We start from the raw sequence: 20754 nt of genomic DNA, 5'->3' as shown, positions 1-20754 counted from the left end.
GTGATTGGCGATGCGACCAATGCGCCAATCTGTCTCGGCTGTCGCCGATGGCAGAGACGATGCGATGCAGTACCCTCGATGAAAATGCTGGAGGGAATCATGTCCGCAAAGCTCGATCGCCGCCACTTCGTCGCCGCCGGTGCCAGCGCATTCGCGATGCCTTTCCTCTCGCGCGGCGCCTCGGCGCAAGCTGCATGGCCGTCGCGGCAGATTCGCATGATTTGCAGCTATCCCGCCGGCGGACAGACCGACCTGCTGGCGCGCGCCTATGGCGAATTCATCGCCAGGCAGATCGGCAAGACCGTCGTCATCGAAAACAAGCCCGGCGCCTCCGGCGCAATCGGCACGGCGGAGGTCGCCCGCGCCGAGCCCGACGGCCACACCGTGCTATGCTCGATCTCGACCACCTACATCATGAACCGGGTGGTGATGAAGAATCCCGGCTACGACATGGACAGGGATCTGACCCTCGTCAGCGTGATTCCCGGCGCCGGCCTGTTGCTGGTCGCGAACCCCAAAATCGGCGTCAAGAGGCTGGAGGATTTCGTCGCCTTCGCGCGCAAGAGCGGCAAGGTGAATTTCGGCACCTACAGCGCGGGATCGGCCCCGCACATGACGATCAACGAGCTCAACAAGCAATACGGTCTCTCCATCGAGCCGGTGCACTACCGCGGCGAAGCCCCGATGTGGACCGGCATGCTGGAAGGCACGCTCGATGCCGCGATGGGCAGCTATACGGCGGCGCAATCGGTCCTGCAAAGCGACCGCGGCACTGTGTTCGCCGTGCATTCGAAGAAGGTCGACGCGATCCCGACCGTAAAGACGCTCCCCGAGCAGGGCGCGACGTCGAAATTCTTCACCGTGAGCGGCTTCACCGGCTGGGCGGTGCCGAAGGCGACACCGCAGCCGGTCGTCGACCGGCTGGCCGAGCTCTGCGTCGCGGCTAACAACGATCCGAAGGTGAAGGAGGTTCTCGCGACCTTCGTGCTCGAACCGGCCCTCGGATTCAAGGAAACCAATGCGCTGTATCAGCGCGAATTGCCGGTCTGGATCGAGAGCGCAAAGTCGCTCGGCCTCGAGCCCGCCTGAATCGGAGGCAAGGCGCGGTCGCGCTCACGGCGCGCTGGCGTCCGACCAAAGCCTAGTGTCGGAAATACACTTTCGCGCTATGATTGTGCGGCGCCAGCTCGCCGGCGCGAACGAGAAGGGCCGATCCCATGACACCGGATGGCGTCGCCGTAGCCGTCATGATCATCCTGCTCTTTCCGATGGGCTATTTCACGTTGGCTTCGCCCGCCTTCCTGCTGGTGAAGCTGGATATTGCGCCCGTCGCGCAGCTGCTGCGCGGAATGTTCAATGCCCACTTTCTGGTGATGCGTGTTGCCGGAATCATCGGAACGATAGCCTTCCTGCTCGATGGTCGCCTGATCGCCGCGGCGGGCGTTGGTCTGCTTGCAGCCTTGGCGATCTGGGGACGCCGCAGGTTCCTGCAACGCATGGACGACCAGCTCAGCGCGACGGAAGCCGGCGATACCGAGGCCCCGCGTCGGCTGCGCCGGCTGCATTGGAGCGGAATGCTGGCGAACGCGGTGCTGCTTGCCGTTCTCTTGGCCAGCATTCCCTATATCGCCGTGTCGGCTTGATAGACGTCGCCACGCGGCCTGCCGACGACGGGGCCGCAGCGCGCCTAATGCTCGCCCGAGCTCGCGGTGCCCTGCTGCGCCTTGTGGATCGAGGACGGCACCACGCCAAAGTATTTCCGGAACACGCGGCTGAAATGCGATGAGCTGGAGAAGCCCCATGAGAACGCAACGTCCGTGATGGTCTTGCCGGCGTGGGCCTCGAGCTCCTGACGGCAGTTCTGCAGGCGGGCCTGCCAGATGTAGTCGCTCACCGTGGTGCCGCGCTCGGAGAACAGCATGTGCAGATAGCGCTTGGAGCAGCCGAGCTCGGCCGAGATCTGGTCGATGCACAGATCCGGATCGCGCAGATGCTCGCGGATGAAGAACTGAGCCCGCACATACATCGCCTCGGGCCCGACACGGTCCAACATCGTGTCGGCCTCGCGCAGCGGTAGCAGCAGGAGGTCGATCAGTGAATCTGCAACGCCGACCGCGCTGTTCGCCGACAGCTTTGCCGCCTCGTCGAAAGTCGCGTGAACGAAATCATGGGCGATCCGCCCCGTCCCGGTCTTCGCCGATAATTTGCACGCCGGCATCCGCTGCGAGGGAAAGCCGCGGTCGCGCAGCAGTGCCTTGGGCACAATCACCACGTCGTGACGCGTGAAGGCGGGGCTGATGATCGAATGCGGGCAGGAGACGTCGTAGGCGATGATGTCGCCAGGGTTGATTTCGATGTGGCGGCCTTCTTGCTCGAAATACGACACGCCGTAGGTCTGGAAGTGGATCTTGATGTAGGGGTGTTCATTGGCCTTGGCACGCGCCAGCGTGTGCGCGATGCGATGCTGGCTCACCTCGATCTGGCAGAGCTTCAGGCGCGAGACGGTGGTGTAGTCGATGCGACCTTCAAGCGATGACGCCTCCAGCGGATCGACGTCGAAATGGCCGCACAGGCTCGTCAGACCATCGATCCAGCTCTGGATCTGCCGCTTCGGCGTCAGCCCGGTCGTCGAGAGCGTGTGAATTGTGTCGGACATTAATCCAGCCACTGGTTTGATCCGGAGATTCGACGCGAATCGCGACCAGCGCTGCGGAGCCCTCAGCCGTGATTGCGTGACGTTTACCTCAAACTTGGGCGGTCTTTTGGAACTGCGCCTCCGTTCCATTGCCACCTTTGAAACTTAATCCTCCGCCTTAGTTGCAGCGCCGTCAAGGGGAACCTCGGCGCTGACGGCGGCGCGGGCCCGCGCGGAAACCGCTGAATTCGCTACTGCAAAATCAAAATCTTCGCGCCCGTGCGCTGTCGAGCAAACCGGCTTCTCTCTTGGGCAAGTTTCCCGTTGACGAAGTCGTTAGGGATTGCGGCAGGAACAACAAGAACGGGCCGCTCCTGCACGCGGACCCGTGGCTCTCATCAGGAGGAGGAAACAGCACAGCATCGTTTCTGGTCTCGATCGTGACCGCCCTGCACGAGCAGACGCCGGACGAAAAGCCCGGTGATTGAGCAATGCTTCGGAAACAATAAACGACCAACGGAGGAATTAACTATGCGCAAGGTGCTACTGGCGACCTATCTTGGCTCCGCGGCGGCTCTCGCCGTCGGCAGCGCCTCAGCCAATGACGAGCTGATCAAGATGTCGCAGAACCCGAAAGACTGGGTGATGCCCGCGGGCGATTATGCCAATACCCGCTATTCCAAGCTGAACCAGATCAACGCACAGAACGTCGGCAAGCTCCAGGTGGCCTGGACCTTCTCGACGGGCGTGCTGCGTGGCCATGAAGGCGGGCCGCTGATCATCGGCAACATGATGTACGTCCACACCCCGTTCCCGAACAAGGTCTACGCTATTGACCTTTCGAACGAGAACAAGATCGTGTGGAAGTACGAGCCGAAGCAGGATCCGAACGTCATCCCCGTGATGTGCTGCGACACCGTCAATCGCGGCCTATCTTACGGCGACGGCAAGATCATCCTGCATCAGGCCGACACCAATCTCGTCGCGCTCGACGCCAAGACCGGCCAGGTGGCTTGGTCGGCGACCAACGGCAATCCTGCGAAGGGCGAGACCGGCACATCGGCTGCGCTGGTGGTCAAGGACAAGGTCCTGGTCGGCATCTCCGGCGGCGAGTTCGGCGTGCAGTGCCACGTCACCGCTTACGATCTCAAGAGCGGCAAGCAGGTCTGGCGCGCTTATAGCGAAGGTCCGGATGACCAGATCAAGTTCGATCCGGCCAAGACGACGTCGCTGGGCAAACCGGTCGGAGCTGACTCCAGCTTGAAGACCTGGCAAGGCGATCAGTGGAAGATCGGCGGCGGCTGCACCTGGGGCTGGATCTCCTACGATCCCGCTCTGAACATGGTCTATTACGGGTCGGGCAACCCCTCGACCTGGAATCCGAAGCAGCGTCCGGGCGACAACAAATGGTCCATGACCATTTTCGCGCGCGACGCGGACACCGGTATGGCCAAGTGGGTCTATCAGATGACGCCCCACGACGAGTGGGACTATGACGGCGTCAACGAGATGATCCTCACGGATCAGCAGATCAATGGGCAGCCTCGCAAGCTCCTGACCCATTTCGACCGCAACGGTCTCGCCTACACCATGGACCGAGAGAACGGCGAACTGCTGGTCGCCGAAAAGTACGATCCGAAGGTGAACTGGACCTCCGGCGTCGACATGAACAAGAGCTCGCCGACCTATGGCCGCCCGAAGGTGCTCGACGCAGCTTCGACCGACAAGGCGGGCGAGGACGTCAACGTGAAGGGCATCTGCCCGGCCGCGCTCGGCACCAAGGACGAGCAGCCGGCAGCTTACTCGCCCGACACGCAGCTGTTCTACGTTCCGACGAACCACGTCTGCATGGACTACGAACCGTTCAAGGTGAGCTACACCGCGGGCCAGCCCTATGTGGGTGCGACGCTCTCGATGTATCCGCCGCAGGGTGAAAGCCACATGGGCAACTTCATCGCCTGGGACGGCAAGACCGGCAAGATCGTCTGGTCGAACAAGGAGCAGTTCTCGGTCTGGTCGGGCGCACTCGCAACCGCCGGCGGCGTGGTGTTCTACGGCACGCTCGAAGGCTACCTGAAGGCGGTCGATGCCAAGACCGGCAAGGAGCTCTACAAGTTCAAAACTCCCTCCGGCATCATCGGCAACGTCACCACCTATGAGAACAATGGCAAGCAGTACGTTGCCGTGCTCTCCGGCGTGGGTGGCTGGGCCGGCATCGGCCTGGCGGCAGGTCTGACCGATCCGACCGCCGGTCTCGGCGCCGTGGGTGGCTACGCGGCTCTCAGCAACTACACGGCGCTCGGCGGCACGCTGACCGTGTTCTCGCTGCCGAACTAGGCCCACTCAGCATCGCTCCGGCGCGTGGATCAACTCCACGCGCCGGCTCGTCTCCACCGAACGCCTTCGAGGACAATCTCTTGCGTAAAATCTGCTCTGTCATTGCTGTGACGATCTTCGTTGCGTCCGGAGGAGCTGCGGTCGCGGAAGGTCCGGGCGACCCGACCGCGGTGAAGAAGGAAGACGACGGGAAGTGGCTCGATAAAGAAGGAAACCCGACTTACAAGATTTCAGCCGACGGCACCGTGGACTGGTTCACCTATTCTGGATACCGCCGCTATCATTCAGACTGCCACGTGTGCCACGGACCGGACGGGATGGGATCCACCTACGCACCGGCGCTGAAGGATTCCGTCAAGTCGATGAGCTATGGCGACTTTCTCGGCGTGATCGCCTCCGGCCGCAAGAACATCTCGACGGCGCAGGAGAACGTCATGCCGGCCTTCGGCGACAACCCGAACGTCGCTTGCTACATGGACGATCTCTACGTCTATCTGCGCGCCCGCTCCACCGAAGCATGGGGCCGCCAGCGTCCCGCCAAGAAGGAAGAGAAAACGGACGCCTACACCAAGGCGGAAGATGCCTGCATGGGCAAGAAATGAACGTTGCCAGGATTGCCAAGACGACTTCCTGGCGTCCTACGAGGATTTGAGGAGTTTACGATGAAGACACGTGCCGCCGTCGCTTTCGAAGCCAAGAAGCCGCTCGAGATCGTCGAAGTCGACCTGGAGGGACCAAAGGCCGGCGAAGTCCTGGTCGAGATCAAGGCTACCGGCATCTGCCATACAGACGCCTACACGCTCGACGGCTTCGACAGCGAAGGAATCTTCCCGTCGATCCTGGGCCATGAGGGCGCCGGCATCATACGCGAGATCGGTCCCGGCGTGACCTCGGTGAAGCCGGGCGACCACGTCATCCCGCTCTACACGCCGGAATGCCGGCAGTGCAAAAGCTGCCTCAGCCAGAAGACCAATCTCTGCACCGCGATCCGCGCGACCCAGGGCAAGGGCGTGATGCCCGATGGCACCAGCCGCTTCTCCTACAAGGGCAAGCCGATCTACCATTACATGGGCTGCTCGACCTTCTCGAACTTCACCGTGCTGCCCGAGATCGCCGTCGCCAAGATTCGCGAGGACGCGCCGTTCGACAAGAGCTGCTACATCGGCTGCGGTGTGACCACCGGCGTCGGTGCCGTCGTCAACACTGCGAAAGTCGAGCCGGGCGCCAACGTGGTCGTGTTCGGCCTCGGTGGTATCGGCCTCAACGTGATTCAGGGTGCCAAGATGGCCGGCGCCGACAAGATCATCGGTGTCGACATCAACGACTCCAAGGAAGATTGGGGCCGCCGCTTCGGCATGACCCACTTCGTCAACCCGAAGAAGGTCACCGGCGACATCGTCCAGCACCTCGTCGGTCTCACCGACGGCGGCGCCGACTACACCTTCGACTGCACCGGCAACACCACGGTGATGCGCCAGGCACTGGAAGCCTGCCATCGCGGCTGGGGTACCTCGATCATCATCGGCGTCGCCGAAGCGGGCAAGGAGATTGCCACCCGCCCGTTCCAGCTCGTCACCGGGCGCAACTGGCGCGGCACCGCTTTCGGCGGCGCGCGCGGCCGCACCGACGTGCCGAAGATCGTCGACTGGTACATGAACGGAAAAATCCAGATCGACCCGATGATCACCCACACGCTCAAGCTCGAAGAGATCAACAAAGGTTTTGACCTCATGCATGAGGGCAAATCCATCCGTTCCGTCGTCGTGTTCTAGCTCACAGCCATCACCCCAGGAGGATCGACCCATGACTGTTGCACTCCATCCATTGATTGACAACGGCATCAAGCAAGGCAGCGGCAACTTCGCCGGCGGCACGCTGGTCTGCAAATGCAAGGACCAGCCGGTGAAGGTCGGCATCAAGGGCGACGTCGCGCACAACCACGCCTGTGGCTGCACCAAATGCTGGAAGCCGCAGGGCGCGACCTTCTCGGTCGTCGCCGTGGTGCCGCGCCAGAACGTCACCGTGCTCGAGAACGGCGACAAGCTCCAGATCGTCGATCCCTCCGCGGTGATCCAGCGCTATGCCTGCAAGGCCTGCGGCACCCACATGTACGGCCGGATCGAGAACAAGGGCCATCCGTTCTACGGCCTGGACTTCATCCATCCCGAGCTGTTCCAGGAGGAGGGCTCACAGGCGCCGCAATTCGCCGCCTTCGTCTCCTCGGTGATCGAATCGGGCGTGAAGCCGGAGCAGATGGCGGGCATCCGTTCGCGGCTGAAGGAGATCGGACTGGAGCCCTATGACTGCCTGTCGCCGGCACTGATGGACGCGATCGCGACCCACGTGGCGAAAGCCAAAGCCGCCTAAGCAAGGCGCCTGAGCAGGCCGCCGCGCCTTCGCCCAGACTTCTGTCGGTTCGCTGGCGTCCACCAACGCCAGCGGGCCGGCCGGTCCCGTTCCGGCACCATCACGGCGATCCCGCCGCTTCTGCACCACGCGTATGTGAGGGCCATCAGCTCCTCAGTCCTGGTCTCTGAATGACTGCGCAGGGCCGCCGGCTTCCTGTTTGAAGTTCGCGGTACTTGCGTTTCTCCCTCCCTCGACTGAGGCACCCTGCTTCGTCCGTACAGTCTTCTGGCGGACGAAGCTTTTTTTGGTTGCGCCGCGTTCGAGCGCGCGGCATCAAGCCGCGCCCTGCTTTTGACAAACCATCGATGCAATCTTTTCCCGGTGAGAACACTCGGCTGTGAACGCCGGGCCGGCGCGACCTCTGCTACGATCGCGTCGTCACGATGCCGCGCGAAATGCAATCAATTAAGAACAAAACGGGAGGTATCGAGCACATCCGGACATTGCGATTCGTATTCCTGCCGCCCGCTGGGATCTGCCCGTGCGGGATGACGGGCCGGGATGCGGCGGCACGACGCAACCGGCATTGCGCTCCGGCGGCGTCAATGGGTTTTGAATTGAACATGCTTATGAAGAGCGAGGGACGATCATGATCAAGGTGAAGATCAACGGCCAGGAACAGAGCTGGGACGGCGACCCGGATCTCCCGCTACTCTGGTTCCTGCGTGACGAAGCCGGACTGACCGGCACCAAATACGGCTGCGGCCAGGCCCTATGCGGCGCGTGCACCGTCATCGTCGACAAGGAGGCCGTCCGCGCCTGCATCACGTCGGTCAACGACGTCGCCGGACGCGAGGTCACGACGATCGAGGGACTGCACACCAACGGCGATCACCCGGTGCAGAAGGCCTGGCGCCAGCTCAACGTGCCCCAATGCGGCTTCTGCCAGGCCGGCCAGATTATGCAGGCCGCGGCACTGTTGATGGACAACCCAAAGCCCTCGCACGACCAGATCCGCGAGGCGATGTCCGGCAACATCTGCCGCTGCGGCTGCTACCAGCGCATCGAGAACGCCGTCCATCTCGCATCGACGGGAGTGTGACATGAATTTCATCGACAATTCCCGCAAGCTTCGCGGCTTCGAAAAGCACGTCAGGGTCGAGAAGGTCTCGCGCCGCAGCATTCTGAAGGGCCTCGGCGTCACCGGCGGCTTCGTGCTTGCCGCCCCCGTGATGTCGCGCCAGGCCTTCGCCTATGAAACCGGTGCCGGAAAGATGCCGCATGGCGTCGTGGTCGATCCGCGCGTGTTCGTTTCGGTCGCGCCGGACGGCATCGTCACCATCGTCGGGCACCGTGCGGAAATGGGCACTGGCGTGCGCACCAGCCTCCCGTTGATCGTGGCCGAGGAGATGGAAGCCGATTGGACCAGGGTCAAGGTGCAGCAGGCTCATGGCGACGAGGTCAAGTACGGCAACCAGGACACCGACGGCTCGCGCAGCACGCGGCATTATTTGGTCCCGATGCGTCAGATCGGCGCCTCCGCTCGCACCATGCTGGAGCAGGCCGCGGCGAAGCGCTGGGGCGTACCGGCAACCGAGGTGAAGGCCGTCAATCACGAGATCGTCCACAGCGCCAGCGGCCGCAAGCTCGGCTTCGGGGAGCTCGCCGCCGATGCCGCCAAGGAGTCGGTGCCGAGCATCGAAGGTCTCAAGCTGAAGGACCCCAAGGATTTCCGCTATCTCGGCAAGGGTCAGATCGGCATCGTCGATCTCCACGACATCACCACCGGCAAGGCAGTTTATGGTGCCGACGTGCGGCTGCCCGGCATGAAATATGCTGTGATCGCCCGCCCGCCGGTGACCGGCGGCAAGCTGGTCTCGTTCGATCCCGACGCGGCGCTGAAGGTCCCCGGCGTCGAAAAGGTGATGCAGGTGCGCGGCTGGCCGTGGCCGTCGAAGTTCCAGCCGCTCGGCGGCGTCGCCGTGATCGCGCGCAACACCGGCGCCGCGATCAAGGGCCGCGACGCGCTCAAGCTCGTGTGGGACGACGGTCCCAACGGCAAATACGACTCCGTCGCCTACCGCAAGGAGCTCGAGGAGGCGTCGCGCAAGCCCGGCCTCGTCCTGCGCAAGGAGGGCGATGCGGACGCCGCCTTGAAGAGCGCTGACAAGGTCATTGTCGGCGAGTACTACATCCCCCATCTCGCTCATGTCGCCATGGAGCCGCCGGTGGCGGTCGCCGACGTCAAGGGCGACAAGGCGGAGATCTGGGCGCCGGTGCAGAGCCCCGGCGGCACCCGCGAGGACGTCGCCAAGACGCTCGACATTCCCGAGCAGAACGTGACGGTCAATGTCACGCTGCTCGGCGGCGGGTTCGGACGCAAATCGAAATGCGACTTTGCGCTCGAGGCCGCGCTGCTCTCCAAGGAGCTCGGTGCACCGGTCAAGGTGCAGTGGACGCGCGAGGATGACATCCATAACGGCTTCCTGCACACCGTCTCGGTCGAGCGGATCGAGGCCGGCCTCGACAAGAGCGGCAAGGTGATCGCCTGGCGCCACCGCAGCGTGGCACCCAGCATCGCCTCGACCTTTGCCGCCGGCACCGTGCACCAGGCGCCGTTCGAAATCGGCATGGGCCTAGTCGACATGCCATTCGAGATCGCCAACATCTCCTGCGAAAACCCGGAGGCGGCCGCGCATACCCGCATCGGCTGGTTCCGCTCGGTCTCGAACATCCCGCGTGCCTTCGCGGTGCAATCGATGGTCGGCGAGATCGCGCAGGCGACCGGCCGCGACCAGAAGGAGACCCTGCTCGCGCTGATTGGCAGCCCGCGCATCGTCAAGCCCGAGGTGAAAGACCTTTGGAACTACGGCGAGCCTCAGGACAGCTACCCGATCGACACCGCGCGCCTGCGCAAGGTGGTCGAGCTGGTCGCCGAGAAGGGCGAATGGGGCCGTCAGGTCCCGAAGGGCCACGGCCTGGGCATCGCCGCGCACCGCAGCTTCGTCAGCTACATCGCGACGATCGTCGAGGTCGCGGTCGACGACAAGGGCAAACTGACGGTGCCAAGGGTGGACACGGCGATTGATTGTGGCACCTATGTCAACCCCGAGCGCATCGCCTCGCAGATCGAGGGCGCAGCGATCATGGGGCTGAGCCTTGCCAAATATGGCGAGATCACCTTCAAGGACGGCAAGGTCCAGCAGAAGAACTTTGACGACTTCCAACTCGTCAGGATCGACGAAGCTCCCGCAGTGACCAACGTCCACATCGTGCCGCCCGGACCCGACACGCCGCCCAGCGGCGTCGGCGAACCCGGCGTTCCGCCGTTCGCGCCGGCGCTGATCAATGCGATTTTCGCCGCGACGGGAAAACGTATCCGCTCGCTTCCGATCGGCAAGCAATTGGAGGCCTAGCGGGGAACGCAATACGGCTCACACCGTTGCCATCGATCTGACAGGAGCAGATCGATGACCAATATCTCAAAGGCGCTCGCAGTCTCGCTGTCGGGCGCCTTTCTTTTGACGAGCGCCGGCGCATTCGCCCAGAGCAGCACCAGCCCGCCGACAACAGCGACGCGCCCCACCACGCCGGACCAGAACTCGCTTCCCAACGCCAACGCCCCGCCCGCCTCGACCACCCAGACCACCGGGCAACACAATCCTGATCCGAAGGTTCGGGAGATGAACCAGAAGGAGAAGGACAAGGTCGAGCGCGAGGGGAAGTAGTCTTATCTGACGGCTGCGCATGGACCCCTTGCGGAGGGCAGCGACGCTGGCCATCACGATCTCGCTTGGGTGAGGGGTTTGTCTCCACGCCAATCTCGCGATGAGTGCGCGTGAATAGAACCCCTCATGCCGGCGCGCGCAATGCGCGCGCCACCTTCTCCCACAAGGGGAGAAGGAAGATACAAAAATGCGGCGGACGTTGCCGTCCGCCGCATTCGCCACCCCCCTGCTGCCTCCGCTTTTTCGATCCGCCCGCGGAGCTATTTCTTGAGCGCGAACACCCAGATCACGCCGCCCTGCGGCACGTTGGCTTCGATTCCGATGTTATTGGTCGCAAGCGCATCCTGGATGCGCTGAGCGTCCACACCCCATCCGGACTGGATCGCGATGTACTGTGTGCCGTCGATCTCATAGGAGACCGGCATGCCCATGATGCCGGAGTTGGTCTTCTGCTCCCACAACAATTCGCCGGTCTTGGCGTGGAAGGCGCGGAAGTTACGGTCGTTGGTGCCGCCGACGAAGACGAGATCGCCTGCGGTCGCCGTCACCGAGCCGAACAGCTGCGACTTCGGGAAGTTGTGCTGCCACACCTTCTTGCCCGTCGCAGGATCCCAGGCCTGGAGCTCGCCGAAATGATCCGCGCCGGGCTTCGTCTTGAGGCCGATATCCTCCGGCTTGGTGCCGAGCCAGAGCTCGCCAGGCTTCAGCGCGACCTTCTCGCCGGTGAAGCCGCCGCAGAAATTCTCGTTGGCAGGCACGTAGACGAGGCCAGTCTTCTGGCTATAGGCCGCCGACGGCCAATCCTTGCCGCCCCACAGTGAGGGGCAGAACTCCACGCGCTTGCCGATCACCGGCTTGTGCGCGGGATCTACGATCGGCTTGCCGCTCTCCGGTTCGATGCCCTTCCAGACATCGGTGGAGACGAACGGCCAGCCGGCGACGTAGTTGATCTTGGTCGGCGTGCGCTCGAGCACCCAGAAGATCGCGTCGCGTCCCGGATGGACCAGGCTCTTGATGTTGCGGCCATCACGCTGCAGGTCGATCAGCATTGGCGCCTCGACCTCGTCCCAATCCCAGGAATCATTCTGGTGGTACTGGTGATAGGTCTTGATCTTGCCGGTGTTGGGATCGAGCGCGAGCACCGAGGAGGTGTAGAGATTGTCGCCGGGATGGGTTTCGCCAGGCCATGGCGCGGCATTGCCCACACCCCAGTAGATCGTCTTGGTCTCCTTGTCGTAATTGCCGGTCATCCAGGCCGAGCCGCCGCCGTTTTTCCAGTCGTCCCCCTGCCAAGTGTCGTGACCAGGCTCGCCTTCCCCGGGAATGGTGTAGGTCCGCCACAGCTCCTTGCCGTCCTTGGCATCGTAGGCGGCGACATAGCCGCGCACACCGAACTCGCCGCCGGAGCCGCCGACGATGACCTTGCCTTCGACGATCAGCGGCATCAGGGTCATGTACTGGCCCTTCTTGTAATCCTGCACCTTGGTGTCCCACACCACCTTGCCGGTCTTGGCGTCGAGCGCGACGACGTGGTCGTCGGTGGTAGCGAGATAGAGCTTGTCCTCCCATAGGCCGACGCCGCGGCTGGTCGGATGCAGCTGGAACAAATCGTCGGGGAGTTGCCGCTTGTAGCGCCAGTATTCGTCGCCGGTCTTCGCGTTCAGCGCGATCACCTGGCCCATCGGGGTCGCCACGAACATCACGCCGTTGTTGACGATCGGCGGCGCCTCGTGGCCTTCGACCACGCCCGTAGCGAAGGTCCAGACCGGCGTGAGGTTTTTCACATTCGAGGCGTTGATCTGGTCGAGCGGACTGTAGCCGTGCCCGTCATAGGTGCGCCGGTAGAGCATCCAGTTGCCGGGTTCAGGATTTTCCAGCCGTTGCGCGGTGACCGGAGAATAATTCTCGATCGGGCCTGATACAGCGGCGGTCGAGGCAAGACACGTGAAGGCGACGAATCCGGACAGTAACCATTGCTTCCTGGTCATGGACGTTCCCCTTTTCAGCCATTTGAATTCTTGTTGTGAATTCTTGTCGTTCGTCCCGTCGTCCGCCCATCGGCGGATGCGGCCTCTCCTGACGCGGGCACGGCCCGCACTGTCCGTCATCCCGGCTGCGCGCCTCCTACCTTTCCGATGAAATTGCCGGCGACGCTGAGCGAACCGTCAACGAGCGCCAGCGGCAGCGCCGCAAGCCGTCGCGGCGCCGGTCCGAACACGACCTGCGCGCCCTCGCGGGGATCGAATTCGGAGTTGTGACACATGCACTTGAACACCTCCTTGTCGCCGGCATCGCTCTTCACCCAGGCGGTGACGGGACAGCCCGCATGCGAGCAGATCGCCGAATAGGCGATGATGCCGTCGACGGCACGCGCACGAGTCTTCTCGTCGAGCTCGGCGGGATCGAGTTTGATGATCAGGATTTCGTTGAGGCGCGAGGCGCTCCGCACCACCGACGTGTTGGGATCCTTCGGCCAGGCATGGACCGGAGGCCCGCCGGCCGGCACATCGGCCGCAGTAATGAGTTTTCCCTCCTTGTCGCCTTCGGAGAAAACGAGCACATCGCCCTTCTGGGGCCGCTCGTCCGAACCAGGTGGATCTTCACCTGCGCGCGCCGGTCGGGAACAGCCGAGACACGCGGTGGTCGCGAGCGCGCCAAGCAGCAGCGTTCGCCGCGTTTGCTCGATGCCCGCGTCGGCTTTAGGTTCCGCAATGGGTTCGGAGGGTGAGGAACAGGCGGTGGACGGTGCGCGCGACATGTTTACTAGCAGGCGCTGGAACTCAGCCAAAAACAAGGCGAAGAATTGGCACCGCAGTGCATCAATATGGCTTTGCTCGCTTTGATTGCGCGATCATCAGCCCATTCAAAGGGATTTTCGCGATTTCAACGTCACACCGCGCGATCTGTATGATGATTTTGCAGATCAGACCGATGATGCTGGCATTGGTGCGCTGCGCTCTTCGTTGCGGAGCGCAAACGCGGAGCAGATCGCTCTAGGACCGGAGCACGTGGCGGGGCGATGCGATACGCCCTGCGACCGTCGCCGACGCCATTTCGAAACTGTCGGCGATGCGCCGTGCCTTGTCTATGAAGAGCGCGGCCGCCGCCGGCGGGCAGATCTCGCGCGCAGTCTGTTCGAACAGGTCGAGCCAACGGTCGAAGTGGTCGCCACTCAGGCTCAGCGGCAGATGCGCCCGCATCGGCGAACCACGATAGCGGCCGCTCATCAGAACGACCGATGACCAGAAATCGGTGAGCTTGGCGAGATGCTCGTCCCAGTTCTGGACGATCGCAAAAACCGGACCGAGCAGTGCGTCCTCGCGCACCCGTCCATAGAAACGGGTGACGAGTTCCCCGATCATCTCCTCGGTGATCCCGGTGCGCTCGATCGCATCCTCGGTCAGCAGGTTCCGCCGCGCAGCCGCCGCGTCGCGCTCGGCCTTCAGTCGATCCGACATGTCCTTCGTTATCCGTGCCGTTGTGCCCGCGAGCCGCCCGTTCGACATTGTCGGGCCAATTGCGCGCGGCGTCTTTGTCGCAGCGCAAATTGCGGGATCCGGCGGCGGACGCTGAAGGTCCGCCGCTGATGCCTTCATCAGGCGCTATAGGTGTAGAATCCCTGCCCGGTCTTGCGGCCGAGATGACCGGCATCGACCATCTCTTTCAGCAGCGGGGCTGGCCGATATTTAGGGTCGTTGAAGCCTTTGTAAAAGACCTCCATCACCGAAAGCATGGTGTCGAGGCCGACGAGATCGGCCAGCGCGAGCGGCCCGATCGGATGGTTGCAGCCAAGCTTCATGCCAGCGTCGATCTCTTCCGCCGTCGCGATCCCTTCCTGAAGCGCGAAGATCGCCTCGTTGATCATCGGACAGAGGATGCGGTTGACGGCGAAGCCCGGGCTGTTCTTCGCCGTGATCGCCACCTTGCCGACGCGCTTGGCGAAATCGAGCGCCTTGGCGTGGGTGTCGTCGGAGGTCTGCAAGCCCCGGATCAGCTCCAGCAGGGCCATCACCGGCACCGGGTTGAAGAAGTGCATGCCGATGAATCGGTCGGGGCGGTCGGTCGCCGCGGCGAGCTTGGTGATCGAGATCGAGGAGGTGTTGGTCGCGACCAGCGTGCGCGACGACAGCGTCGCGCAGAGATCCTTCAGGATCTTGACCTTGAGCTCCTCGTTCTCGGTCGCCGCCTCGATGACGAGGTCGCAATCCGACAGCTTCGACCGGTCCGTGGTGCCGGTGATGCGCTTGAGCGTCGCCTCGCGATCGGCCGCCGACATCTTCTCCTTCTTGACCAGCCGCTCAAGGCTGCCGCCGACGGTCGAAAGTCCGCGGTTCACCGCAGCATCAGAAATATCGACCATCACGACCGAGAGCCCGGCCGCCGCGCAGACCTGCGCGATGCCGTTCCCCATGGTCCCTGCCCCGATGATGCCAACGGTTTGGATCATTGCGTTGTGTCCTTCATGCTTGGGGCCTACCAGCATCGCTCCGGCCCGATCTGTTCCTGCACGAGGGTCTAGCACTGCCGAGCGGCGTGTGCGACCCGACTCTACCCCTCCTTACAGCATCCACGGGCGGAATAAAGCCGTCCACGGCCGCCGGGGGTTTGGGCTTTTCCTGCCCGAAGTGCCGGATTCCGCGCCCTGCGGCCCTGACGGGTTTAGTGAAGGCATATTTATCCAGAGCTTACCCCCACCCCTGGATTGCGACCTCTTGATTGTGGCAAGTGCAGCGTGCGATTGCCATCCGAGCATGTGCGTGGAGGACCCGGCCCGCCGCCGACGCGGGCCGAAGGCAGGCTGCTGAGGACGAAGGGGTTCGCGATGGACGTGATCGGGATCAGCGGCACCAGGCCGGCGCAACAGCGTCCGGCCGGATGAACGATTTCGCGCAATCCATCGCTGCCGCCTTCACGCTGATCGGCGAAATCGACGCCGAACTGCTCGGCATCGTCGCCTTGTCGGTTCGTGTCAGCCTGACCGCCAGCATCGTCGCGTTGCTGATCGGTGCCCCATTCGGGGCCCTGCTTGCGATCACACGCTTCCGCGGACGTCAGGTCATCATCATTCTGACCAATGCCCTGCTCGGTCTTCCGCCGGTCGTGGTCGGGCTCGCGCTCTACCTCCTGCTGTCGCGGTCCGGCCCGCTTGGGGCCGCCGGCTTGCTGTTCACGCCAACTGCCATGGTGATTGCGCAGACGCTGCTCGCGACGCCGATCGTGGTGGCACTGGTGCACCGGCCGGCCAGCCTGCTGTGGGCGGAGTATGGCGATCTGGCGCGGATCGACGGACTGTCGGCCCTGCGCAGCATGGCACTCCTGTTCGCGCTGGGACGGACCTCGCTACTCACCGCCTTTCTCGCGGCCTTCGGCCGCGCCATCGCGGAAGTCGGCGCCATCATCATCGTCGGCGGCAATATCCGGGGCTTCACCCGCACGATGACAACGGCGATCGCGCTGGAGACCAGCAAGGGCGACCTGCCGCTGGCACTGGGGCTCGGACTGATCCTGCTTGCGCTCAGCGTCGCCGTGTCGACCATTGCGTTCCTGCTAGTGGGACGCGTTGGGGAAAAATAGCTGCTCGCCGCCCACCTTGTAGCCTGCGATCGCGTCCTGCCCCTTCGATGAGATGAGCCAGTCGATGAAGGCCTGCCCATCCTTCACCTTGACGTTTGGATGCAAGGCCGGATTCACCAGCATGACGCCATACTGGTTGAATAGCCGCTTGTCGCCCTCGGTCAGGATGGCGAGCTCACCCCGGTTCTTGAACGAGAGCCAGGTGCCGCGGTCCGACACAAGGTAGGCATTCGACGACGACGCCATGTTCAGCGCCGGTCCCATGCCTTGGCCGATCTCCCGATACCAGCCGTCCTTGGCCGCACTGAGATCGACGCCTGCCTCCTTCCATAGCCTCAGCTCGGCCGCGTGCGTGCCGGACTTGTCACCGCGCGAGATGAACGGCGCCTTCGCCGCCGCGATCTTGCGCAGTGCATCAGTGACGTCCTTGCTGCCGGCGATCTGCGCCGGATCGCTCTTGGGACCGACGATGACGAAGTCGTTGTACATGACGTCGAAGCGCTTCACGCCCTGCCCCTCGGACATGAACTTGTCTTCGGCAACCCTGTCATGAACGAACACCACATCGGCGTCGCCGCGCCGCCCGATGTCCAGCGCCTGGCCGGTGCCGACGGCAACGACCTTCACGTCGATCCCGGAAGCCTTCGAGAACAGTGGCAGCAAATAGCCGAACAGCCCCGACTGTTCCGTCGACGTCGTCGAGGCCACGGTGATGGTGCGATCCTGCGCGGATGCGATGGTGGACCAGAGCAGAAGCGCTCCGATGGCGGCGATCTTCCTCATACGTATCCTCAACAAGCAACGGGGTTCCTGAATAGCCACGAACTGACGAGACGGGAACCGTAAAATTTGGGTGCAACGCGAATTGAATTGATCCGAGGCGGACGCCAACAAGCCATCGTCCAGGAACGTCGTCAGCACCGGCATGTTGTCTTCGAGGTGAAAGGCAAGGAGACTGCGATGAAGAAGATCATTTTGACATCCGCGTGCGTCATGGCGCTGGCGACCGGGGGCGCATTCGCGCAGACACAACCCGCTCCAGGCGCATCCGGCCAGGGCGACGTCGGTCCCTCGTCGCGGGGGCCTGCGACCAAGGGCATGACGACGGGCCGTTCGTCGAACATGCAGAACGAGGCCACCGACAGCAAGGGCACACAACAGCCATCCGCAGGTGGCACCAATACGAATAACATGGGCAGCCAGGCCGGTGGCGGCGCTGGCTCCGGCGGCGGTGCAGGCTCCGGCTCCGGGCGATAGCCAAGAGAGGACGTTGCAACTTCGCCTAGCCTGAAGATTCCCCCGGGAGTTCACTGCTACGCCGCGCCCCGGCTGGTGCCGATTGCTACAGCTATGCCAATGACTGCTCGCGCTGTTCAGTGAAATCAGCAATAGCGCGAGCTTTGAGATCACAATTACAAAGAAAGGCACTGGCGGTTTCCGCCTCCTGTGCTGGTGCGCCGATGTTCTGCAATTGGTCCCGCCTCGATTGACATCGGTGCGAGGGCCGGGGCAGTTTTTTACATTGCTGGCGAATCAGCGATAGCCTCACGCCGGGTACCTCTTGGACAACTCCAGTGCTTTCGAGACTGATATCGTTGCTGCGCCGCATCCCTGCGGTGAATTGGGCGTTCACCCGGCTTCGGCCCTCGCCGCACAGCGGCAGCGTTGACGTTGCACCGGGGACCGCAGATAGCCCAGCCGCCATCATCGACATTGCGGAAGCCGCTCCGGCTCGCGTCACCGACGTCAGCGCGGTCAGCGCGGAGCCTTTGCATGACATTTCTGACCTCGCGGTCACGGCTCCGGTAGCCCAGAATGAGACGGCTGTCTCTGTCGATGCGGAGAGCCCGTCGACCGGAATCGGTGTGGAAGACGCTTCATCTCCGGAGACGCTGACAGGAGCCGAGGCGGTCTCGACATTCCCGGCCGTCGAGGACGCTTCTGCTTCATCGGCCGACGTGGAGCACGATCCGGTTTTGGTTCCTGATCTCGTCATCGTCAGCGAGTCGTGCTCTGAAGTCCCGGCCGCGGTTGAACCCGTCGTCGCAGCGAAGGTTTCGCTTTCGTCTGCCGAGGTCGAGACCCCTCTCACCAGCGACAAATCCTCGCCCAGCGCTTCCGCGGCCGTCGCCGATCAAATTGCCGCCGTTGTCGTCGATACCATCAGCGTTGCTGCGGACGTGCCTGAAACCAGCTCCGACAGCGCCCCACATGGCAGCGTCGAGATCGCGCCGGCCGCCGCAAACGATCCGCCGCTCGCCACAGCCGTCGCTACGGAGGTTCCCTCTGCCTATTCGCTCGGCGCCATCACGAATATCGAGCCGGCTCCCGCTGTCGTGTCTGCTTCTCCGGAGATTCGCAGCGCACGGAAAGTTCGCGCTAGACCCGCAGAGCCCACCGATCGTGCCGCGCTGATCCGGCAGCGCTGGGCCGAGACCGGGATCAGGATGTGGAATCCGCGCCTGCACGGCACCGGCGATGCCACGCTCAACATCCAGGGCAGTGTCGGACTGCTGCCACCCGCGACCGGCGAGACGATGCCGCGCTACGACAAGCTGGAATTCAAGGTGCTCGGCGGACAAATCGTCTGCGAGGGCGTCATCGTCGAGGCGCCTGCGCATGCGAGCCAGCGCAGCTTCACCCGGCTCGCAGAGCCTGGGAAACACGATCGGGCCCGCGAGCCGGTGCGGGAGCGCCAGGCCGCTCTCGCCTGATCCTTTCTTCTGCGGCCGCCGGCGATGTGCTAGGTTGATGTCCCGACATGGGAGATCGCATATGCGCGCAAGGTCATTGTCTGTGGTCCTGCTCGCCGCCTTCTGCATCTCGCAGCCCGCTCTCGCGGCCGGGAAATGGCCGCGTCATACCGCTGCTCCCGCCGCCGGTCCAGCCACACCCTACAAGGCCGATCGGCTCTCGTCCTCGCGCAGCGAGACGATCCTCAACACGCCCGGCCAGACCACCGTGCTGACGCGGCAGGTCCTCGACGACATGAACGCGACGAGCCTCCGGGGCGCCATGCGCGCGACCGCCGGCGTGACGATCGGGCGCTAGGCTCTTGTGTAGCTTTCGGCCGGCCTGGCGCTGTTGCCGCGCGGCACATCAAACTTTCCAGACACGAAGCAGTTGCCCGCGACACCGGTCACGACGTAACTTGCGCACCGGTCGAGCCACACGATTTCCGCGCTCGATCAAGACGACAAGAACACTAATGGGAGGCAGACTATGAAGAGGCTCGCGGCCGCGCTGTGCGCGCTGGCATTGTTCGCAACTGACGCGCAGGCGCAGACCATCAAGGATTTCCTGGCCGCGGTCATGCAGAAGTGGACAGCGCCATTCGAGCCGTTTCAGCTCATCGGCAACATCTACTATGTCGGGACCGAAGGCATCGCCGTCTACGTCATCAAGACCCCGCAGGGCCTGATCCTGATGGACACGGCGATGCCCCAGTCAACCGGCATGATCAAGGACAACATCGCCAAACTCGGCTTCAAGGTTTCAGACATCAAATACATCCTCAACACGCATGCGCATCTCGACCACACCGGGGGTTTTGCCGAGATCAAGAAGGAAACCGGCGCGCAGCTCGTGGCCGGTGAGCGCGACAAGCCGCTGCTCGAAGGCGGCTACTATCCCGGCGACGAGAAGAACCAGGACCTCGCCTTCCCCGCGGTGAAGGTTGACCGCACGGTGAAGGAAGGCGACAAGGTCACACTGGGCGACGTCACGCTGACGGCGCATGCAACGTCCGGCCATTCGCCGGGCTGCACGAGCTGGGAGATGAGTGTCAAGGACGGCAAGGAGGACCGCGAGGTGCTGTTCTTCTGTAGCGGGACGGTCGCGCTGAACAGGCTGGTCGGTCAACCGACTTATCCCGGGATCGTCGATGATTATCGCGCGACATTCGCCAAGGCCAAGGCGATGAAGATCGACGTGCTGCTCGGGCCGCATCCGGAGGTCTACGGCATGCAGGCCAAGCGCGCGCAGATGAAGGACGGTGCGCCGAACCCGTTCGTCAGGCCGGGGGAGCTGGCGACCTACATCACCGGCCTTTCCGAGGATTTCGACAAGCAGCTGGCCAAACAGACCGCGGCACTGGAGAAGAAATAGCGGCCGTCTAGCATTGCCTTTGCC

The 20754-nt window shown here is 63.3% G+C and carries 20 protein-coding genes; 14 read left to right on the top strand and 6 right to left on the bottom strand.

All coding sequences use genetic code 11. From position 1 onward, the window contains the following. Nucleotides 1-99 precede the first annotated feature (99 nt). Both IVA91_RS33900 and IVA91_RS33895 read left to right on the top strand, forming a co-directional pair. Nucleotides 100-1089, top strand: coding sequence for a tripartite tricarboxylate transporter substrate binding protein (locus IVA91_RS33900; protein WP_247280485.1), 990 nt, complete (start codon nt 100-102; stop codon nt 1087-1089). Between the two features lie 128 nt (nt 1090-1217). Next, nucleotides 1218-1643, top strand: coding sequence for a hypothetical protein (locus tag IVA91_RS33895; RefSeq protein ID WP_247280484.1), 426 nt, complete (start codon nt 1218-1220; stop codon nt 1641-1643). A gap of 44 nt (nt 1644-1687) precedes the next feature. On the opposite strand, the gene IVA91_RS33890 is transcribed toward IVA91_RS33895, so the two are convergent. Continuing rightward, nucleotides 1688-2656 carry a helix-turn-helix domain-containing protein gene (locus tag IVA91_RS33890; protein WP_247280483.1) on the bottom strand — a complete coding sequence of 323 codons (969 nt, stop codon included), beginning with the start codon at nt 2654-2656 and terminating at the stop codon, nt 1688-1690. Nucleotides 2657-3166: 510 nt separating this feature from the next. On the opposite strand from IVA91_RS33890, the gene xoxF5 reads away from it, so the two are divergent. The 7 genes from xoxF5 (at nt 3167) to IVA91_RS33855 (ending at nt 11049) form a co-directional block, all read left to right on the top strand. Next, nucleotides 3167-4972 carry a lanthanide-dependent methanol dehydrogenase XoxF5 gene (xoxF5, locus tag IVA91_RS33885; protein WP_247280482.1) on the top strand — a complete coding sequence of 602 codons (1806 nt, stop codon included), beginning with the start codon at nt 3167-3169 and terminating at the stop codon, nt 4970-4972. Nucleotides 4973-5061: 89 nt separating this feature from the next. Next, on the top strand, nt 5062-5574 hold the full coding sequence (locus IVA91_RS33880; RefSeq protein ID WP_346015556.1) for a c-type cytochrome, methanol metabolism-related: 513 nt from the start codon (nt 5062-5064) through the stop codon (nt 5572-5574). A gap of 60 nt (nt 5575-5634) precedes the next feature. Further along, on the top strand, nt 5635-6744 hold the full coding sequence (locus tag IVA91_RS33875) for an S-(hydroxymethyl)glutathione dehydrogenase/class III alcohol dehydrogenase (protein WP_247280481.1): 1110 nt from the start codon (nt 5635-5637) through the stop codon (nt 6742-6744). Nucleotides 6745-6775: 31 nt separating this feature from the next. Further along, nucleotides 6776-7339, top strand: a complete 564-nt coding sequence (gene gfa / locus IVA91_RS33870; protein ID WP_247280480.1) for an S-(hydroxymethyl)glutathione synthase — start codon at nt 6776-6778, stop codon at nt 7337-7339. A gap of 631 nt (nt 7340-7970) precedes the next feature. Further along, complete coding sequence (locus IVA91_RS33865) at nt 7971-8423, top strand: (2Fe-2S)-binding protein (RefSeq protein ID WP_247280479.1); 453 nt, start codon at nt 7971-7973, stop codon at nt 8421-8423. 1 nt (nt 8424) lies between these two features. Next, nucleotides 8425-10737: a molybdopterin cofactor-binding domain-containing protein gene (locus IVA91_RS33860; RefSeq protein WP_247280478.1), complete on the top strand. Its 2313-nt coding sequence runs from the start codon at nt 8425-8427 to the stop codon at nt 10735-10737. Between the two features lie 54 nt (nt 10738-10791). Then, on the top strand, nt 10792-11049 hold the full coding sequence (locus IVA91_RS33855; RefSeq protein WP_247280477.1) for a hypothetical protein: 258 nt from the start codon (nt 10792-10794) through the stop codon (nt 11047-11049). Between the two features lie 260 nt (nt 11050-11309). Here the strand turns inward: IVA91_RS33855 and IVA91_RS33850 are convergent, their stop codons facing one another. The 4 genes from IVA91_RS33850 to IVA91_RS33835 form a co-directional block, all read right to left on the bottom strand. Further along, complete coding sequence (locus tag IVA91_RS33850; protein WP_247280476.1) at nt 11310-13037, bottom strand: methanol/ethanol family PQQ-dependent dehydrogenase; 1728 nt, start codon at nt 13035-13037, stop codon at nt 11310-11312. 116 nt (nt 13038-13153) lie between these two features. Further along, complete coding sequence (locus tag IVA91_RS33845; RefSeq protein ID WP_247280475.1) at nt 13154-13807, bottom strand: Rieske (2Fe-2S) protein; 654 nt, start codon at nt 13805-13807, stop codon at nt 13154-13156. A gap of 235 nt (nt 13808-14042) precedes the next feature. Next, nucleotides 14043-14507: a group III truncated hemoglobin gene (locus tag IVA91_RS33840; protein WP_247280627.1), complete on the bottom strand. Its 465-nt coding sequence runs from the start codon at nt 14505-14507 to the stop codon at nt 14043-14045. 137 nt (nt 14508-14644) lie between these two features. After that, nucleotides 14645-15496: a 3-hydroxybutyryl-CoA dehydrogenase gene (locus IVA91_RS33835; RefSeq protein ID WP_247280474.1), complete on the bottom strand. Its 852-nt coding sequence runs from the start codon at nt 15494-15496 to the stop codon at nt 14645-14647. 428 nt (nt 15497-15924) lie between these two features. Here IVA91_RS33835 and IVA91_RS33830 point away from each other — a divergent pair, with 428 nt between their 5' ends. Further along, nucleotides 15925-16623 carry an ABC transporter permease gene (locus tag IVA91_RS33830; RefSeq protein WP_247280473.1) on the top strand — a complete coding sequence of 233 codons (699 nt, stop codon included), beginning with the start codon at nt 15925-15927 and terminating at the stop codon, nt 16621-16623. Here the strand turns inward: IVA91_RS33830 and IVA91_RS33825 are convergent. Then, nucleotides 16597-17406 (bottom strand): substrate-binding domain-containing protein, encoded by an 810-nt coding sequence (locus IVA91_RS33825; RefSeq protein WP_247280472.1) that lies wholly within the window; start codon nt 17404-17406, stop codon nt 16597-16599. The two genes, IVA91_RS33830 and IVA91_RS33825, sit on opposite strands and share 27 nt — an antisense overlap. 177 nt (nt 17407-17583) lie before the next feature. On the opposite strand from IVA91_RS33825, the gene IVA91_RS33820 reads away from it, so the two are divergent. The 4 genes from IVA91_RS33820 (at nt 17584) to blaBJP (ending at nt 20730) form a co-directional block, all read left to right on the top strand. Then, a complete protein-coding gene (locus IVA91_RS33820) occupies nt 17584-17880 on the top strand; it encodes a hypothetical protein (protein WP_247280471.1) in 297 nt (98 codons plus the stop codon). Between the two features lie 317 nt (nt 17881-18197). Continuing rightward, complete coding sequence (locus tag IVA91_RS33815; protein ID WP_247460484.1) at nt 18198-19337, top strand: hypothetical protein; 1140 nt, start codon at nt 18198-18200, stop codon at nt 19335-19337. A 61-nt stretch (nt 19338-19398) separates the two neighbouring features. Further along, on the top strand, nt 19399-19674 hold the full coding sequence (locus IVA91_RS33810) for a Plug domain-containing protein (RefSeq protein WP_247280469.1): 276 nt from the start codon (nt 19399-19401) through the stop codon (nt 19672-19674). Nucleotides 19675-19845: 171 nt separating this feature from the next. After that, a complete protein-coding gene (gene blaBJP, locus IVA91_RS33805; protein WP_247280468.1) occupies nt 19846-20730 on the top strand; it encodes a BJP family subclass B3 metallo-beta-lactamase in 885 nt (294 codons plus the stop codon). Nucleotides 20731-20754 lie beyond the last annotated feature (24 nt).

Origin of the sequence: Bradyrhizobium sp. 153, assembly GCF_023073835.1 — a bacterium.
In the GTDB taxonomy this organism is placed as follows: Bacteria; Pseudomonadota; Alphaproteobacteria; order Rhizobiales; family Xanthobacteraceae; genus Bradyrhizobium.
Note: the sequence above shows the minus strand (reverse complement) of the source record. Positions and strands in the feature narration are given on the sequence as shown.

Coding starts and splice junctions, on each gene's coding strand:
- xoxF5 (WP_247280482.1), top strand. CDS start 3,167: ATGCGCAAGGTGCTACTGGCGACCTATCTTGGCTCCGCGGCGGCTCTC.
- IVA91_RS33865 (WP_247280479.1), top strand. CDS start 7,971: ATGATCAAGGTGAAGATCAACGGCCAGGAACAGAGCTGGGACGGCGAC.
- IVA91_RS33840 (WP_247280627.1), bottom strand. CDS start 14,507: ATGTCGGATCGACTGAAGGCCGAGCGCGACGCGGCGGCTGCGCGGCGG.
- blaBJP (WP_247280468.1), top strand. CDS start 19,846: ATGAAGAGGCTCGCGGCCGCGCTGTGCGCGCTGGCATTGTTCGCAACT.
- IVA91_RS33860 (WP_247280478.1), top strand. CDS start 8,425: ATGAATTTCATCGACAATTCCCGCAAGCTTCGCGGCTTCGAAAAGCAC.
- IVA91_RS33810 (WP_247280469.1), top strand. CDS start 19,399: ATGCGCGCAAGGTCATTGTCTGTGGTCCTGCTCGCCGCCTTCTGCATC.
- IVA91_RS33830 (WP_247280473.1), top strand. CDS start 15,925: ATGAACGATTTCGCGCAATCCATCGCTGCCGCCTTCACGCTGATCGGC.
- IVA91_RS33825 (WP_247280472.1), bottom strand. CDS start 17,406: ATGAGGAAGATCGCCGCCATCGGAGCGCTTCTGCTCTGGTCCACCATC.
- IVA91_RS33845 (WP_247280475.1), bottom strand. CDS start 13,807: ATGTCGCGCGCACCGTCCACCGCCTGTTCCTCACCCTCCGAACCCATT.
- IVA91_RS33890 (WP_247280483.1), bottom strand. CDS start 2,656: ATGTCCGACACAATTCACACGCTCTCGACGACCGGGCTGACGCCGAAG.
- IVA91_RS33895 (WP_247280484.1), top strand. CDS start 1,218: ATGACACCGGATGGCGTCGCCGTAGCCGTCATGATCATCCTGCTCTTT.
- IVA91_RS33835 (WP_247280474.1), bottom strand. CDS start 15,496: ATGATCCAAACCGTTGGCATCATCGGGGCAGGGACCATGGGGAACGGC.
- IVA91_RS33900 (WP_247280485.1), top strand. CDS start 100: ATGTCCGCAAAGCTCGATCGCCGCCACTTCGTCGCCGCCGGTGCCAGC.
- IVA91_RS33850 (WP_247280476.1), bottom strand. CDS start 13,037: ATGACCAGGAAGCAATGGTTACTGTCCGGATTCGTCGCCTTCACGTGT.
- IVA91_RS33820 (WP_247280471.1), top strand. CDS start 17,584: ATGAAGAAGATCATTTTGACATCCGCGTGCGTCATGGCGCTGGCGACC.
- gfa (WP_247280480.1), top strand. CDS start 6,776: ATGACTGTTGCACTCCATCCATTGATTGACAACGGCATCAAGCAAGGC.
- IVA91_RS33875 (WP_247280481.1), top strand. CDS start 5,635: ATGAAGACACGTGCCGCCGTCGCTTTCGAAGCCAAGAAGCCGCTCGAG.
- IVA91_RS33855 (WP_247280477.1), top strand. CDS start 10,792: ATGACCAATATCTCAAAGGCGCTCGCAGTCTCGCTGTCGGGCGCCTTT.